The 17,178-nt window shown below is 41.8% G+C and carries 13 protein-coding genes; 6 read left to right on the plus strand and 7 right to left on the minus strand.

The window, feature by feature from the left end:
* Window positions 1–179: 179 nt before the first annotated feature.
* Window positions 180–740 (minus strand): aminoacyl-tRNA hydrolase, encoded by a 561-nt coding sequence (pth, locus tag LKJ51_RS01940; RefSeq protein WP_291979335.1) that lies wholly within the window; start codon window positions 738–740, stop codon window positions 180–182.
* A gap of 250 nt (window positions 741–990) precedes the next feature.
* Between pth and cbpA the strand changes: the two genes are divergently transcribed.
* On the plus strand, window positions 991–1,626 hold the full coding sequence (gene cbpA / locus LKJ51_RS01945; RefSeq protein ID WP_291979333.1) for a cyclic di-AMP binding protein CbpA: 636 nt from the start codon (window positions 991–993) through the stop codon (window positions 1,624–1,626).
* A gap of 66 nt (window positions 1,627–1,692) precedes the next feature.
* Here cbpA and LKJ51_RS01950 read toward each other — a convergent pair whose 3' ends face one another.
* From LKJ51_RS01950 to acpS, 5 genes are all read right to left on the minus strand, one after another.
* Entirely contained in the window at window positions 1,693–2,361 is a 669-nt protein-coding gene (locus tag LKJ51_RS01950; RefSeq protein WP_291979331.1) for a Fic family protein, read from the minus strand.
* 389 nt (window positions 2,362–2,750) lie between these two features.
* Complete coding sequence (gene codA, locus LKJ51_RS01955; RefSeq protein WP_291979329.1) at window positions 2,751–3,989, minus strand: cytosine deaminase; 1,239 nt, start codon at window positions 3,987–3,989, stop codon at window positions 2,751–2,753.
* Complete coding sequence (locus tag LKJ51_RS01960; protein WP_291979327.1) at window positions 3,979–5,355, minus strand: cytosine permease; 1,377 nt, start codon at window positions 5,353–5,355, stop codon at window positions 3,979–3,981. The genes codA and LKJ51_RS01960 overlap by 11 nt, the downstream gene beginning before the upstream one ends.
* A 183-nt stretch (window positions 5,356–5,538) precedes the next feature.
* Window positions 5,539–6,663, minus strand: a complete 1,125-nt coding sequence (alr, locus tag LKJ51_RS01965; RefSeq protein WP_291979353.1) for an alanine racemase — start codon at window positions 6,661–6,663, stop codon at window positions 5,539–5,541.
* A complete protein-coding gene (gene acpS, locus LKJ51_RS01970; RefSeq protein ID WP_291979325.1) occupies window positions 6,656–7,024 on the minus strand; it encodes a holo-ACP synthase in 369 nt (122 codons plus the stop codon). The genes alr and acpS overlap by 8 nt, the downstream gene beginning before the upstream one ends.
* Window positions 7,025–7,338: 314 nt before the next feature.
* On the opposite strand from acpS, the gene LKJ51_RS01975 reads away from it, so the two are divergent.
* The 5 genes from LKJ51_RS01975 to dltD are packed head-to-tail and all read left to right on the plus strand — an operon-like array spanning window position 7,339 to window position 11,792.
* A complete protein-coding gene (locus tag LKJ51_RS01975; protein ID WP_291979352.1) occupies window positions 7,339–7,482 on the plus strand; it encodes a teichoic acid D-Ala incorporation-associated protein DltX in 144 nt (47 codons plus the stop codon).
* Window positions 7,472–9,025, plus strand: a complete 1,554-nt coding sequence (gene dltA, locus LKJ51_RS01980) for a D-alanine--poly(phosphoribitol) ligase subunit DltA (protein ID WP_434737669.1) — start codon at window positions 7,472–7,474, stop codon at window positions 9,023–9,025. The genes LKJ51_RS01975 and dltA overlap by 11 nt, the downstream gene beginning before the upstream one ends.
* Window positions 9,022–10,236, plus strand: coding sequence for a D-alanyl-lipoteichoic acid biosynthesis protein DltB (gene dltB, locus LKJ51_RS01985; protein ID WP_291979321.1), 1,215 nt, complete (start codon window positions 9,022–9,024; stop codon window positions 10,234–10,236). The genes dltA and dltB overlap by 4 nt, the downstream gene beginning before the upstream one ends.
* Before the next feature lie 28 nt (window positions 10,237–10,264).
* Window positions 10,265–10,504: a D-alanine--poly(phosphoribitol) ligase subunit DltC gene (gene dltC / locus LKJ51_RS01990; RefSeq protein ID WP_291979319.1), complete on the plus strand. Its 240-nt coding sequence runs from the start codon at window positions 10,265–10,267 to the stop codon at window positions 10,502–10,504.
* A complete protein-coding gene (gene dltD, locus LKJ51_RS01995; RefSeq protein ID WP_291979317.1) occupies window positions 10,497–11,792 on the plus strand; it encodes a D-alanyl-lipoteichoic acid biosynthesis protein DltD in 1,296 nt (431 codons plus the stop codon). Before dltC ends, dltD begins: the two co-directional genes overlap by 8 nt.
* Before the next feature lie 126 nt (window positions 11,793–11,918).
* Here dltD and LKJ51_RS02000 read toward each other — a convergent pair whose 3' ends face one another.
* A complete protein-coding gene (locus tag LKJ51_RS02000) occupies window positions 11,919–17,018 on the minus strand; it encodes a DUF1542 domain-containing protein (protein ID WP_291980076.1) in 5,100 nt (1,699 codons plus the stop codon).
* Window positions 17,019–17,178 lie beyond the last annotated feature (160 nt).

Here is a 17,178-nt window from a genome sequence, read left to right on the forward strand (position 1 = left end):
GCCAAAATGTGCTCGCCAGGGTCTTGCTAGAGCTAGCAACCTCCACCTTCTACTGCTACATAGCTGAAACGTGCTCATCGCGACCGCCACCTCCGTCTAAATATCCCGTCCTTGATTGTTAAACAATCATCGTCCGGGATTCCTTAGTACTCGGTGGCTAATTCGTCGCGATTCGCACTCTAATTATATTTATTCATCAACTCCGCGAAGTTTTCGCCGTGGATCCAGTCTTCGAGGGCGTGTTCGGCGGTGAGAACAGACTGATCGAAGACAGGACGTTCGTCTGAGGTGAATTTACCGAGGACGTGGCTGACGACGGTTCCGTGTTTAGGGTGGTCAATTCCAACTTTGATCCGGTTGAATTTATTGGTTCCGAGTGCATTAATGATGCTTTTCAAGCCATTATGACCACCAGATGCACCATGGGTCTTTAACCGAACCTTACCAACAGGCATATCGAGATCGTCATTTACAACTACCAGATCATCAAGGTCAAGGTTGTAGTAATCAACCAATGGTCCAACAGCTCTGCCAGAATCATTCATAAACGTTGTTGGTTTTACCAGCATGACCTTTTCACCATCGATCATTCCGTTAACCGCTACTGCTTCTTGTTTAAGGTGCGTAAATGCCCCCAAGTGGTAATCGCGAGCCAATTGTTCTACTACCATAAAGCCGGTATTGTGCCGCGTTTCATCATAACGAGTTCCAATGTTCCCTAAGCCAACAATCATTTTCATTGTTCTTTTGTCCCCTTTTAATGAAATGCAAAAAGGCCGCCTTGATTGCAGCCCAGTGCTTATTTACTTCGTTTAATTCTCGAAGCCAAGAATTACCTGATGTTTATTATACCCTAGCTACTATGAAAACCAAAAGCATTCACGCCTACCATTAACTATTCTTAATTCTCTCATTTTGTTCTAATATTAGAAGTGATTCTGTGGTATGATGTTTAGTGCACTTAGAACGTTTTAGTAAAGGAAGAACATTATGATTTTCAGTTCGCTCATCAAAAAGAAGGCAGAGCTTACCACCCTGCCCGAAACTGCAACCTTACAAGAAGCATTGACGGTTCTTGAAAATACCGGTTATCGTTGTGTCCCAATTTTAGATAAGTCTGGTAAAATTTTCCGCGGTAACATTTACAAGATGCACATTTACCGTCACAAATCACGGAACGGTTACATGTCGCTCCCGGTAACTTCACTTCTTAAGAACTCTACCAAGTTCGTTTCAATTGATTCCGCCTTTTTCTCCGTATTCTTTGCAATTCGTGACCTTCCCTACATCGCTGTTTTAGACGAAAACAACCAATTTTACGGGATCCTTACCCATAACCGCTTACTCCGAATGCTTGCAGCCGGGTGGAATGTTAACAACGGGAGTTACGTGCTAACAGTTGTTGCTCACGACGAGCGTGGAGCATTAATGAATGCCGCAAAGGAAATCACCCGTTTCTGTCAAATTGTCAATGTCATTTCTTTAGATCCCGATCAGTCTTCAGTTAAGCAAGTCTTATTTACCCTACCAACCAATGTCGATCACGATCGAATGGAACGGATCGTTCGGCGACTATCTAAGAAGGGCTTTGAAGTAACTGAAATTGAAGATTTACATAAGGCTTAAAATAAGAAGATCCAAACAGTTATTTTCCATTAACGGAGAACACTGTTTGGATCTTTTTTTATTAAATTAGTTCAAATCTACACCCTGGATACCATTATTATAGGTCCAAACCTTTAGTTGCTTCATATCACCTGAATAATAGTATTCAGCAATTAAATTATTCCATGTGGGCCATAAATCCAACGGTACACTAATTAATCCAGCACCATGCTCAATCATCAATCTATTAGCCGCTAACGTAGCTGTTCGTTTATTGCCGTCCCAAAAGATTTGATTCCTCATTAAATGATACATTAGAGTAAGTGCCCGATCAGTAATTGAACGAGATGAGTCACTTAACAGGTTAGCTAGAAAACCTTTTTCTTTAGCTTGGTTAACTTCTGGTGGGATAAATTCACCCTTCATTGTATTAACAGCGCCGCTCCCGGTTCTTAGTTCACCAGGGTCTAGCGATTCATTAAGAGCAACTATTTTATTAATATGCTTTAAGAAGTCTAGGTTTAAGTTCTCCGAAGAATTAATAACATATTGCCAGCCTCGTTTTAACTGAACAATGATATTAATATCATCAATTGAAACTCCATCAACTCCCAATCCATCAATAATTGTTTGGGTTTGAGGAAGAGTTGTGTTCAATCCTTCAAAGCGAGAATTAACATATACCAGCTTTACCAGATTACTACGTGCCAATCGTTTATTTTGGTCAGCAGTTAAGTGATATTTATTTTCAAACATAATAACATCCTCGTATAACATTAGATTAATGTCTACTATAAACCTGTATGTGCTTTTTTGGCGAGGATTTACTGCGAAACGCGTTCGTAGGGAAGCCCCTATAGACAACATAGTCAAAACGTGCTTCGCTCGAGTTCCCTAGAGCTAGCAGTCCTAGACAACATAGCCAAGATCTGCTCACCGCGACCGCCACCTCCGTCTAACAGTTCTACTGCGACATAGCCAAAACGTGCTCAGCCTAAACTTCCTCGAGCTAACGATTCTACTGCAACCGAGTCGAAACACGTTCGCAGGGAAGCCCCTATAGACAACAACCTCCCTCCCAGATGCTTTCAGCATCCAGTCGGGAGAAATTGTTGTCTTACGGGCCTTCTTCACCTGCTCACGCTCTACTTTAAATTCACCCTCGTTTCCGCTGGCTTGGTTTGGGAAAGGAACTTGCCGTGGCGGACGTTGGCGAGGACTTCGACGTGTTTGTTTAAGGCGTTGTAAAAGTCGGGAGCGTTAAGAAGAATAAAATTGGCTGGCTTGCCGACTTCGATTCCGTATTGGTCACTGATATGAAGTGTTTTGGCACCATTATATGTAACAAACTTAAAGGCATCTTGAAGTTGGTGGTAACCCATTAAATGACCAGCATAAACACCCATTGTAACTGCATCAAGCATGTTACCGTTGCCGAGTGGATTCCATGGATCACGAACATCATCTTCACCAAAGGAAACATTCATCCCCGCTTCAGTCAACTCCTTAACCCGGGTCATTCCCCGCCGCTTTGGATAAGTGTCGAACCGACCGCCAAGGTGAATATTAACTAATGGATTGGCGACAAAGTTAATATTACTCATCTTCAGTAACCGGAATAGCTTATAGGTATAAGCATCATTGTATGATCCCATGGCTGTAGTATGACTAGCAGTAACCCGGTCTTTCATCCCTCGTTCATAGGCTTCGGTAGCCAATACTTCAAGGTTCCGGGAAGCAGGATCGTCAATTTCGTCACAGTGAACATCAACCAAACGATCGTAGTGATCAGCTAATTTCATCAAAAAATGAACTGATTGCCAGCCGTATTCAGTTGTAAATTCAAAGTGAGGAATTCCCCCAACAACGTCAAGTCCTTCCTTAACGGCCTGTTCCATTAATTCACGACCATGAGGGAAACTTAAAATTCCTTCTTGAGGAAAGGCAACCAGTTGAAGGTCGATTTGGTCCTTTAATTCTTCCCGTAGTTCAAGCAATGCCCGAGCTGCAATTAAATGCGGATCAGTAACATCAACGTGACTCCGGATATGCTGGATCCCATGACCAACCATGTTTTTAATGGTAGCTTTTGCCCGCCGTTTTACATCTTCAATCGAAAGATCCTGTTTCCGTTCACTCCAGATCCGGATCCCGTCAAACAACGTTCCCGTCTCGTTCCATTCGGGTTCCCCAGCAGTTAGGGTTGCGTCAAGGTGCACATGAGAATCTACAAATGGTGGCAACATTAAGGTTCCGTGACCATCGATAACCTTTTCGCCTTCGTGAGGTTCAAGGCTCGCTGCAATTTCACTAAATTGACCGTCAGTTACCCGAACGTCCTTCAATTCTTCTTTATTATCAATATGAACACTCTTAATTAGCATGACGTGCTCCTTTCCGGTCGTAAATGGCCATTAAAATGTAGTAAAGTAAACCGCTTAATACCATATCAACAAAGGTTGCGCCGATTGTATCGGCAAAAATTGGCAATTGGTGAACTGCGATAAAGAAGGCAACCCCTAAGGCAAAAACAAGGTAGGCAATCCAGTTAATCCCGTGGTGGTACCAGTACTTGCCCTTGATTAAGCCTAATTGTTTAACGTCGTAGTGCTGGTGTGCACGGATATAGAAGTCGGTACAAATAATCGCGATTGTTGGTCCCAGAACCATCCCCACATAGTCAAGGAACGATTCAAAGGTATCCAAGAAACTACCAACAAACATTGGAATAAAGGTCACGATTGTTGCCAGTAAGACGACAATCCAAAGTGAGTACTTTAAGCGAAGGCGGATAAAGATATTTGACAAGGCTGAACCAGCAGCAAGCAAGTTAACGGCATTCGCGGTCATTGATGTCAGGATAATTACCAAGAAAGCGACAACACCAAGACCTAACTTGCTGGCAATTGTTGATGGGTCAGAATTATTAGCATTGTAGACCCCGCTAGAGATTGCAATACTAATTGTTGAAATCAAGCCAATGAAAGCAAACCACACAACCCCGATTAAAGCTCCCCAGAATGGAGTGTGGATTGCATTATTTTTAATTGAAGTAAAACGAGTAAAGTCGGCCCCGGCAGTCACCCAAGCAAGGTTAAAGGCGGCAACGTAGTCAATCGCTGCTCCAGTAGCCATCTTAGCTTTTACTGGAACGTGCCAATCAACAATCTGTCCCATTGAGACGGTCTTAAAGACGGCGACAGATTCCCAGATAACAAAGATAAAGACCAGAACAATTCCGATTCGCTCAATTAATTGGACAGAACGAGAACCACTAGAAACACTAATAATATGTAGGATACTCATGATCAGGATTCCGACAACTAAACCCTTATCACCACCTGGCTGTCCCCAAAGTGGCCAGTGAAGAAGCTGGTGAAAAAGTAAGCTAACTGATTGAGCGGCAATAAAGGTATTGACAGCCGTCCAACCAATAAATTGGGTAATGTTAACCAACGATGGCAAGTAGCTACCGCGTTCCCCAAATGATGCTCGACTAACTGCCATGGTTGAAACCCCAGTTTGGTAACCAATATAACCAATCAAGCTCAGGAAAACATATGACAAGGCTGAAGAAAGAACTAGCACTTTCATTGCTAGGGCAAAACCACAGGCTGCGAGGACTCCCCCGACAAACCAGGTTCCGTTGTTAGCGTTAGCCCCAACCCAGGTTGCAAACATATCCCAACGAGTTGTCCGCCGACTCTTCATCGGAATACTCAAGATTGGCGTGTGTTGTTTATCTTCCACAATCGTTCCTCCTAAAAAATAACCTTGAGTCCCGTTAAGAACTCAAGGCTAGCCAATCCGCGCGATCGAATATGGATCACGACTTATATTTATACGGTAGTCTTTCGTAGTCTCACGGGGCTACATTAAAGGACTTCTAAATTTTAATTGAATTATATCAGATAGATGCTTAATGTCAAGAATTTAACTCAAGTAGGTTCGGTGGACCCGGTTACTGATGTTTGTCATAATCTCATAGTTAATCGTTCCCGCCTGTTCTGCCAAGTCGTTAGCAGAAATCTCTTTGTCACCAGAACGACCCATCAAGACAACTTTTGTTCCAACCGGGTAACGCTTCGGCAGACGAATCATCATCTGGTCCATGCAGACCCGTCCAGCAATGTCACAAAACTGCCCATCAACAAGGACCTTGTACCCGGTCATGCATCGTGGATAACCATCGGCATAACCAATTGGCAGTGTCGCTAACCACTCATCTTCCTTAGCAGTATAAGTGGCCCCGTAACTGACCGACTCACCAGCACGAAGCTTTTTAACAAAACTAATGGTCGTCACCAGCTGTTCAACCGGCTTTAAATCCAGGGTAGCAGCCAATTCACGTCCAGAAGGGTTCTGTCCGTACATTGAGATTCCCATCCGCACAGTATTAGCGGTGATCTTTTCCCGGTGCCACATCCCAGTAGCCGAGTTTGCCATGTGCACGAACGGTGGTAACTCCGTCAAGCTATTAACAAACTGCTCCCATTTGGCAACTTGCCGATTAAAGTAACTATCATCAGCACTATCTGCAGTAGCAAAGTGGGTAAACATTCCCTCAAACTCAAATTCATCGTGTTCCCGAAGAAACTTAACCGCAGCGTGAAAGTCTTCGACGGTCGTGAAACCAATTCGCCCCATTCCGGAATCAATCCCCAAATGAACCTCCAATGGCTTTGTGTAATGGTTTTCTGATGCTAACCGGTGGTATTCTTCCAACCAATCTAGCGAGCCAACTGTTAACGATACACCCGCTTCTGCAGCAACATGTGCATTCTCAACTGGCGTAATTCCAAGAACCAGGATCGTTGTCGTAATCCCATTATCCCGTAACTCAAGTGCCTCGTCGAGAATTGCTACACAGGCACCCGTTGCTCCAGCACTAATTGCCGTCTGCGCCACTGGTACAAGGCCATTACCGTATGCGTTTGCCTTCACCACCGCAAAAATTTTACTATTTGGTGGCAACAATTTTTGTTGCTCATGAATGTTGTGCTTAATTGCACCCAAGTCAACAATTAGTTCTGTATCTCGTAACCGTCCATTAATCATTCTCATTCTCACTTTCTAAAATAATTTCAGTCATTACATTAACCGCCGTGTGGCTAACTGATGCGTGAACTCTGCCTTTAAATGGCGAGTGGGTAACGATCGGCGCCCCAAGTTGGTTATCAATAATCTCAATATCCTGGAAACCAACCTCTTTGCCAATTCCAGTTCCCAGTGCCTTAGAAAAGGACTCCTTTAGTGACCAGCGACCAGCGAGATATTCAAGTGCCCGTGAGCCACCAAGTTTTTCGTACTGTTCCTTTTCAGCAGGTGTTAATATTTTCCAAACGAATTGGGGGTGTTTTTGAACCATTTCATGGATCCGCTCAATCTCCGTCAGATCGATTCCGATTCCCTTAATCATCACCAGGACTCCTTTATCGTACGCTAAGTTACTATTTTACCAAAAAGCTACTTTAAGCGCACCACTGCCATTCCTAGTCATCAATTAGTTACCAGGAATTACGTCTCTATAAACGTTGGCAAATTAATTCAATAATAATTCACCAGATTGCATTATTTTACTTTGAACCTTAACGCAAATTATCTATAATGGATAGGTGTAAAAATTTAATTACGAATATCTTAAATTTTTGCTGAAACATTTAACTACCATATCATGGTGCGCTAAACTCTTCATGATATCTTGGCATTTATAAGCGAAAGGAGTGATTCGTAATCTTTGCTAAAAGCATTAAGAATCATCCTGCACTGATATTCATCTTAAAAACGGTATTCTACTTTATCGTTATTCTCCTGTTAATCTATTTATATGGTTATTATGGAGCAGGTCAAGAACCGTTCATTTACAATGAATTCTAATGTGGAGGAAATAGAATTGAATACAAATATCGTTAATATCTTTGACCAAGTTGCCAAAGATAATTCAACGCGGGTTGCTTATGATGAGATGGGAAAGCAAACAAGCTACGGTGATTTAAAAAAGAATACCGAAAGCTTAGCTGCATGGCTGAATGAACAAGGCTTGACTTCTCAAAGTCCAATCCTCGTTTTCGGTGATCACCAAGTTGAGATGATTACTAGTTTCTTAGCGGCACTAAAAGCGGGACATCCTTACATTCCCGTTTCAACTGATTCTGCGATTCCTCGAATCCAGTCAATCCTTGACACCGCTAAGCCGGAATTAATTATCGCTGTTGATAATTTTCCTAGTGAACAATTGCAATTTGATGCTCAAGTGGTTTCAAAAGAACAGTTAGCTTCAGTCCTTGCAACAGCTCGGGAATTTGTTCCTGGTAATCCAGTGTCCGGCGATGAACTCGCATATGTCTTGTTTACGTCCGGAACTACTGGTTCGCCTAAGGGGGTTGAGGTTAGCCATGACAACTTCAAGACCTTTGTAGACTGGGTTCTCGATTCTAATTTCAATATTCCAGAACACGCTAACTTCTTAGGCCAACCACCATACTCATTTGACCTTTCAAATATGTACTGGTTACCAGCGTTGTTAAGTGGTGGCACAATTAAAGCGATCCCACACTCTGTAGTGGAAAACTTTGGTCAACTATTTACGGCACTGCCAACATTGGATCTCAATGTCTTTGTGGGAACCCCATCATTTGCTGACATGTTAATGTTGAGTCCCGCATTTAATGAAGAAAAAATGCCTGGCCTTAAGATTTTCATGTTCTGTGGCGAAGAGTTAACCGTTAAGACAGCCAAAGCTCTCCAACAACGGTTCCCACATGCACGAATCTTTAATACCTATGGCCCAACCGAAACAACGGTTGCTATTTCTGGAATTGAAATTACTCCAGAAATCGTGGCTAATAATGACCGGCTCCCTGTCGGCTATGCTAAGCCTGGCGTTGAACTTTCAATTTGGGATGGCGACAAGCAATTAACTGAGCCCGGTCAACAAGGTGAAATCATTATTAGTGGAAATAGTGTGGCACGCGGCTACATGAACAATCCTGAAAAGACGGCAAAGGCCTTCTTTGAATTTAATGGTGAACCAGCTTACCGGACTGGTGATGCTGGAACTCTCGATGCTGACGGACTCCTTCACCATAAGGGACGGATGGACTTCCAAATTAAGCTTCACGGTTTCCGGGTTGAACTTGATGAAGTCCGTGCAAGCCTCGAAAAGAGTCCGCTCATTAAGCAGGCCGTAGCTGCACCAAAATACAACAAGAATGGTCAAGTTGCTCACTTGATTGCTTACGTGATTCCTCAAGATAACGATAAGGATCAAGCGGAACTAACTAAGGAAATCCGCGAAAGCCTCAAGGGGTTAATCATGCCATACATGATGCCAACCCAATTTATTTACCGGGACTCATTCCCGATGTCTGCAAATGGCAAGATTGCAGTTAAACAATTAATTAAAGAGGCTAACCAATGATTAATTGGCTCTCGAGTTTGCCAAACTTTACTGCCTACGGGACACCTGTTTACTTTATCTATTTATTACTTGCCTTACTCCCGTTAGGTATTGGTTTATTCTTTGGCAAACGATTCCAATGGTATGAAGCGTTAATTAGTTTTATCTTTATCTTCTTAATGTTTGATGGTGCGAGTTGGCAGCAACTATTTTCATTAATTGCGTACGTCATTTACCAAACCTTTTTGGTCATGTACTACCACCATTACAGGAAGACCAATAATTCAAGTGGCGTCTTTTACCTCTTCTCATTTCTTTCACTGATTCCAATTATTGTGGTTAAGCTATCGCCAGCGATGGTTGGTCACAACTCACTGCTTGGTTTCTTAGGAATTAGTTACCTGACATTCCGGGCAGTCGGGACAATCATTGAAACCCGTGACGGAATGGTAAAGGAAATTACACCATGGCATTTCATCCGCTTCATGCTCTTCATGCCGACAATTACATCCGGGCCAATTGACCGCTATCGGCGTTTCTCAAAAGATTATCAAAAGGTTCCAGAGCGTTCTGACTACTTAAAGCTAGTTGAAAAAGGTGTCTTTTACCTCTTCCTTGGTTTTCTGTACAAGTTCGTTATTGCCTACTTCTTTGGTCAACGCTTTTACCCCCACTTTGAACAGGCAGCCATGAGTGATGGCTTCTTCTCCTGGAACATGCTTGGGGTGATGTATACTTACGGTTTCTACCTCTTCTTTGACTTTGCGGGTTATTCCCTATTTGCGGTTGCCATTAGTTACTTTATGGGTGTCAAGACCCCAATGAACTTTAAGCAACCATTTAAGTCAAAGAACATCAAGGAATTCTGGAACCGTTGGCATATTAGTTTGTCATTCTGGTTCCGTGACTACATCTTCATGCGGTTTGTCTTCATGGCAACCAAGAAGCGGTGGTTCAAAAACCGGAACGCCCTGTCCGCAACGGCATACATGCTCAACATGTTAACAATGGGCTTCTGGCACGGAATTACATGGTATTATATTTTATATGGGTTCCTGCATGGGCTTGCCCTTGTAGTGAATGATTGGTGGCTTCGTTACAAACGGAAACACCTCAAGAAGATGCCACACAACAAATTCACTGAATGCGTTGCGATCTTCGTTACCTTTAACTTTGTAATGTTTACGTTCTTACTCTTTAGTGGTTACCTCAATACTTACTTCTTCGGGTAATCAGAATTAATTTAGGAGGATTTTAACAATGAAAGACGATATTATTAATATTTTAGCTGATGCAACTGGTCGTGACGTAAGTGACTTCAGTGATACTAGTGAAGACTTGTTTGCAGATGGTTTATTAGATTCAATGGCAACGGTTAGTGTTCTCTTGGCCCTCCAAGATCAATTTGGAATTCAAGTTCCAGTTTCCGAATTTGACCGGAGCCAATGGAATTCAGTTGATAAGATGGCTGATCGTGTAAAGGAGCTCCAAAATGACTAATCGCAAGCGACTGTGGTATATCTTTGGCCCAGTTATTCTTGCCTTTGTCCTGATTTTAATTCTTTTCATGCTCCCACTCGGCGGTCATTATTCAGCAAAAACCGAACAACGGGCTGCCTCATCACTTAGCCCAGTAATTTTCAAAAACCAAAAGATCAAGCAACAAGCACTTTCTGATAAGAATACGCGCTACGTTCCTTTCTTTGGTTCTAGTGAATTACGCCGGTTTGATAATTTCCACCCATCAATCATGGCGGCTCGTTACCATAATTACACCCCGTTCCTCCTCGGACAACGTGGTGCTCAATCTCTTCCCCAGTTCTTTAACATCACCACAATGGAAGGACAACTGCGGGATAAGAAAGCCGTCTATATTGTTTCCCCACAATGGTTTGTCAAAAAGGGAATCTTACCACCGGCCTTTAAGTACTACAATGGTGAATTAGCCGACCTCACTTGGTTGAAGAAGGCTAACCCAAAGTCACCATATGATCGTTATGTTGCCAAGCGACTAATCCAAATGATTGGCAATGGTGGTTCGGTGGCTGATGATGCAGCAAAGATTGCTCAAGGAAAAGCTCTAAGTGGTTGGGATAAAACCGTTTTGAACTTCCGCATAAACCTGCTCCAACATGAGGATGCCCTATTCTCTGGTTTCCAATTAGAGAATAATTATGACCGTTTTATCAAGCCACAGGTTAACAAACTTCCGGCAAAGTACGATGAAGCACGGTTACATCAAATGGCCGTTAATAAGGCAGCAAAGGAAACAGATAATAATAGCTTCCACGTCAAGAATTCATTCTATACCAAGAAGGTTAAACCACACCTTAAGAAGCTAAAGGGGTCACAACGAAATTTTGACTATAATCAATCACCAGAATACGGTGATCTCCAAGTTGTTTTGAACCAGTTCAAGAATAATAACACCAATGTGATGTTCGTTATTCCACCAGTTAACGGTCGTTGGGAAGCATATACTGGAATGGATATGCAGATGTACTACCGGACCGTTGACAAGATCAAGTTCCAACTGCGGCAACAAGGATTCAATAATATCCTTGACCTCTCCCATGATGGTAACCAACCTTACTTCATGGAAGATACCATTCATATTGGGTATGCTGGTTGGGTTAAGTTCGATAGTGCTACAAGTAAGTTCATCGAACAAAGCCAACCACAACCTCATTACCAGTTGAGTGATGAGTTCTTAACTCAGAAGTGGGCAAACCTAATTCCAACTCAACAGAACTTGAACCAGTTCAAGGAACAAGAATTGAATAAGTAACATTCAATAAATCCCAGAATGAGATCATCTCATCCTGGGATTTTATTTTGATCTAAAAAAGCGGCTCAAGAGGATTTTCCTCTTGGGTCGCTTTTGAATTTAGCTAACTAGTTACTAGCTAACTTACTAGTCTTCCTTCTTCTTGCCTAACTTAGCAAAGCCGAAGAGACCAGCAAGACTTGCTGCAGCTAAACCAACTGCACTAAGGCTAGCATTGTTCTCATTACCAGTCTGTGGTAATTGGGCTGCTTGCTTACTATTAGTCCGAACGGCATTTTGACCGTTTAGACTAGTAGCAGAAATCTTAGCACCATTGGATTGAGTCGTTGCAGCACCAGCTTGGCTACCGTTATTATTTGTAAGCACACCTGAACCATTATTAATGTCACTACCGTTGTTACCTGATTGTTCATTTTGGTTATCTGAACTAGTAGCAACCTTAATACCATTAATAGCAGCGATTCCGGCATTCTTAGCATTTTCAACTTCAGCCGCACTATCAACACTATCAATGTTTTCCTTAGCAGTTTGAGCGATAATCTTAACCTCGTTCTTTAGGTCGGCCTTTTCTTGGTCACTTAAACCACTAGCATCAATAGCAGCATCCTTTGCCTTAGCTGCTTGGTCAATAGCATCCTTTGCGGCGTTCTTAACATCATTGATGCTTGGCGTAGCAGGAGTAGTTGGAACTTTAATGCCGTTGATCTTGTTAATACCAGCTTCTTGAGCAGCTTTAACTGCATCAGTATCTTGAGCGGCATCGATAGCGTCCTTAGCACTCTTGGCAGCACTATCAACTTGGTCGTTCAAGTCCTTGGCTTGATCAGCGGTAATGTTACCGGCATCTTGAGCAGCCTTAATGGCATCCTTCTTGGCTGCGGCAGCATTATCAATTGCCTGGTTAGCACTATCCTTTGTCTCATCAAGGGTTGGTGTTGTTGGCGTTACAGGAGTAGTTGGGACCTTAATGCCATTGATTGTGTCGACACCCTGCTTTTGGGCGGCCTTAACTGCATCATCATTTTGAGCAGCCTTGATAGCGTCCTTAGCATCATTAGCAGCTTGATCAACTTGATTATTCAAGTTCTTTGCTTGATCAGCGGTAATATTACCAGCAGCTTGGGCGTCCTTGATAGCGTCCTTCTTATCCTTAGCGGCTTGGTCAATTGCTTGGTTTGCATTGTCCTTAGCCTCATCAAGTGTTGGAACCTTGATTCCTAGAATATCGGCAACTCCTTGATCAGCAGCACTCTTAGCAGCGTCGTTAGTTGTAGCTTCATCAATGGCTTTATTGGCAGAATCAGCAGCGGCTTGGGCTTGCTTCTTCAAATCAGTCTTTTGACTGTCTGATAGGTTAGTAGCAGCTTCAATTTCACTATTCTTACTCTTCAAAGCATCGGCAATTGCCTGCTTAGCATCAGCTTTAGCAGAATCAAGACTAGGAATATTGACACCAGTAATAGCACTAATACCTTTATCACGAGCATTATTAGCGACTTTGTTAGTGTTGGCCTTCTCGATATTGTCCTTAGCCTTATTAGCAAGATCATCAACCTGATTCTTCAAAGCAGCCTTTTCAGGATCAGTTAAGTTGGTTGCTTCATCAATCTGCTTCTTTTTAGCTGCGGCAACTTGGTCAATTGCTTCTACAGCATTCTTCTTAACATCATTTAAGCCAGGGATCTTAATGTTTTCAATTGCTTTAATACCATTGTCTTCAGCCGTCTTAACCTCATCGTTAGTATTGGCTTTGTTAATGTTATCCTTAGCCTTATTAGCTTCGTCAGTTGCTTTTTGAATTAAATTAGCTTTGTCAGTTGGTGATAGTGTATCGATATCATTGATTTGATCTGTCTTCTTAGCAAGAGCCTTATCAACCATATCATTAGCTTGCTTCTTCGTGTCATCAAGACTTGGAACCGGAACATTAGCAATGTCATTAACAGCCTGATCTCTTGTCTTATTGACTTCAGCACTGTCTTTGGCATTCTTGATAGCAGCCTTAGCATCATCAGCAATCTTCTTCGCTTGATCTTTCAAGGCTTGTTTTTCAGAATCTGATAAGTTAGTTGCATCGTCAATTTGCTTGTTCTTAGCAGCTAAAGCATCATCAATAGCTTGGTTAGCCTGATCCTTGACTGGTGAGGTTTCTGGAACCTTAACATTATCAATGTTAGTAATACCAGTATTCTTAGCGGCATTTACACCTGCAACATCCTTGGCATTATTGATGTCTGTTATAGCGTTATCGGCAGCTGCCTTAGCTTCTTGCTTTTTGGCATCTTTTTCTTCATTAGTTAAGCTTGAATTACTAATTTCCTTATCTTTCTTAGCTAATTCATTGTCAATAGCAGCCTTGGCCTCTTCCTTAGCGATATCAGTCAAACCGTTATTCTTAGCATCGGTAACTTCCTGATCATTCTTAGCATTCTTGATAGCATCCTTAGCAGCATTCACATCATCGTCAATGTTCTTCTTGGCTGCTTTCTTTTGATCAGAAGTTAAATCAGAATTTTGATCAATATTATCCTTGGCTTTGTTGGCGGCCTTGTCAATCGCAGTATTGGCCTTGTCCTTGGCACCTGGAACCTTAATGTCCTTAATCTTGTTGACACCTTCGGTTTGCGCTTGCGTTACGCCTTTTGGACTAGTGGCTTCGTCTACCGCCTTCTTGGCTGCTGTCACCTCATCGTCAACTTTCTGATTCAAGGCATCGGCCTTAGTTTGATCAATGTTGCCATCTTGCAATGACTTAGCGATCTCGTCCTTCTTATCCTGGGCGGCCTTGTCAATCGCAGTATTGGCCTTGTCCTTGGCCTGATTTAATGTGTCGCCACTTTCCTTCAACCATTCTTCAATAGTTTTACTCTCAGTATTGCTCTCAACAAAGTCCTTAGATGCTTGAGCTGATAGCGTACCACTTTCACCTAAACGTCCCAAATCAACTGTCCATTTACCATCTGTACCAGCTTGAACAGTGTATGGAACAGTAATTGTAGTAGGCTCATCACTACTATTTGTAATCGTATAAACAGTTTGTGAGTGATCTCCAGTTGAGCCAGAAGATGGTAAAGTATTACCATCCAAATTAATGGTGATATATGAACCAGGCGTTGCAGTGCCACTCATTGTGTAATTGCCATCTGCATCTTTAGTCAAAACTGCATTACTTAAATCAACATTTTCACCAGCTGCGATTAAGTTAATCTTGTTCTTGGCTTCATCATCGGCCTTCTTGGTATCAATAACAGTTTGCCTATCATGACTTGTAACCTTAGTAACAGTTGGTGTTCCATCACTAGCATAAGTAATGTCAATTTCACCAATTGGTTGACCACTTTCTGAAGTCTTTACACGACTAAATTGAACTTTACCACCTTTAATCGCAGTGGCACCTTCCGGCATCGAAATTTCAAACAATCCAGGTTGATCTGAAGTAAAGGTACTACCACTACCAAGTTGTACCGCATTCGCCTTGGTACCATCACCAGTAACTTCAAAAGTACCTTGATGCTTAATGGCAATTGTTGAAGAACCGTTTGAAGTAATGATTGATCCCTTATGATTGCCCATGTTCGTGGCATTTATCTTGAATGAACCACCATTTACATTAATAGCAGCACTACCATTAATATAAACCGGATCATCCGTACCTTGACTTCTATAGTACGGTTCACCGTCAGAATTAATGTTTAAATTACCCATAGCATTGATAGTTGCTCCTGAATTTAGATAAAGAGCACTAGAATGATATTTATCTTCAGGATTATTCTTCAAATCAATATTTAAAGTACCACCTTTATCGACATTTAAGGTAGTAGTTCCATTTGAAGCAATTCCTCGAGCAATGCCATCCATGTTCATACCATGAAGTTGCTCAGGACCATTTTGAGTATGTGGATTCAATGTTACTTGCGCGTCATTTTTCACATTAATAGTAGTTGTTCCTGCATCAACTTCAAGAACATTAGAGTTCGTTGTTGTTAGGTTAACATTACTTCCAGAATTAAAGTTAATCGTATTCGTTCCAGCGGTAAATTGAATAACTTGTTGAGTGTTACCACCTTGGCTAGTCTGGTTCTTATTATTTAATGGACTAACATATGAACCAACTGACTTTGCGGTTACATTACCATCGAAGTTTACAGTAGTATCATATCCAGAGTCGGTATAAATAAGTTGTGACCCTGTATAGTTTACATTATCAAAAGTATATGAACCAGCACTTCTGAAAATACCAAAATAGCTTCTTCCATACAGATCTAGGTTCTTAAAGGTAACCCCATAATCGTTACTGTACATGTTGAAACCATAACCATTAAAATCAACGGTATAGCGCTGACCATCAGCAGATTGAATCGTGATGTTCCGCTTGTTAGAGATTGGCGTACTTGTGTATAGGCTACTTGTCTTTTCGCCTAAATCAATATTGCTAGCAATATTAATTGTAGTGTACTTGCCCTTTTGAATGGCATCAATTAATTTTTGGGCAGTAGTAACCGTTACCGTATCAGTATCGGTAGCATCATTAGCTTTTGCTACCAATGAAGCCGCTAACGTTTTATCTGTAGTTACTGTGTTAGCTTGGCGATCACTTGACTTGGTTAGATTAAGCGTAGTTGTATTTTGAGCATTCGTTTTGGTTTTTTCACTACTATCAGTCTTTACAACTGATTGTTCAGTATTCTTATCAGTAGTTTGGTCGCTAGTTTGAGATTCCTTAGTTGCTTGACTGGCTTGGTTATTACTGTTAGTAATTGCCTTTGTCCGCAGTCTTACTTCATTAAAGTTCTGTTCTTTTGTCTGCTTAGTAACAGTCTGTTCAGCGCTTTGTTTTTCATTTGCAGGCTGAACAACAGAATCATTAACCTTTTTCTCTGCTTGTTGTTCAGCCACGGTTTGTGAAGCTTGAGCACTTTGACTTTGTGCTGATTCACCAGTTGTTGTGTTAGCTTGAGTATTTTGTTGGTCAGTTGACTTCAAAACAAATTGTTTCTGATCAGCCAATGAATCTTGACTAGTCGTCTTAGCTTCATCACTACCATTACCGTTAGCCTTAGGTGTGGTATCGGCGTGGGCAACAATTTGACCACCACCATAAAGACTAAAGGTTACACCTAAAAGGACCGAAGCAACACCAACATTTAGCTTTCGTAAGCCAAACCGTTGTTTTTCGTTTCTCCGGTTCTTATCTGCGATCAATTTCCGATTATTTTTGGATACCATAAATAATCCTCCCCGTTTAAATTGACAATAAGTAAAAAATCAGCCACTTCATACTCAAAACCACTGTCAATTTTTACTTGTGATTGACTAATCAAGTAATCAACCAATTACAAATAATGACTCATCGATCATAAATATAAAGTAACTGATAATTCAAACA

Source organism: Limosilactobacillus sp. (assembly GCF_022651205.1).
GTDB lineage: Bacteria > Bacillota > Bacilli > Lactobacillales > Lactobacillaceae > Limosilactobacillus.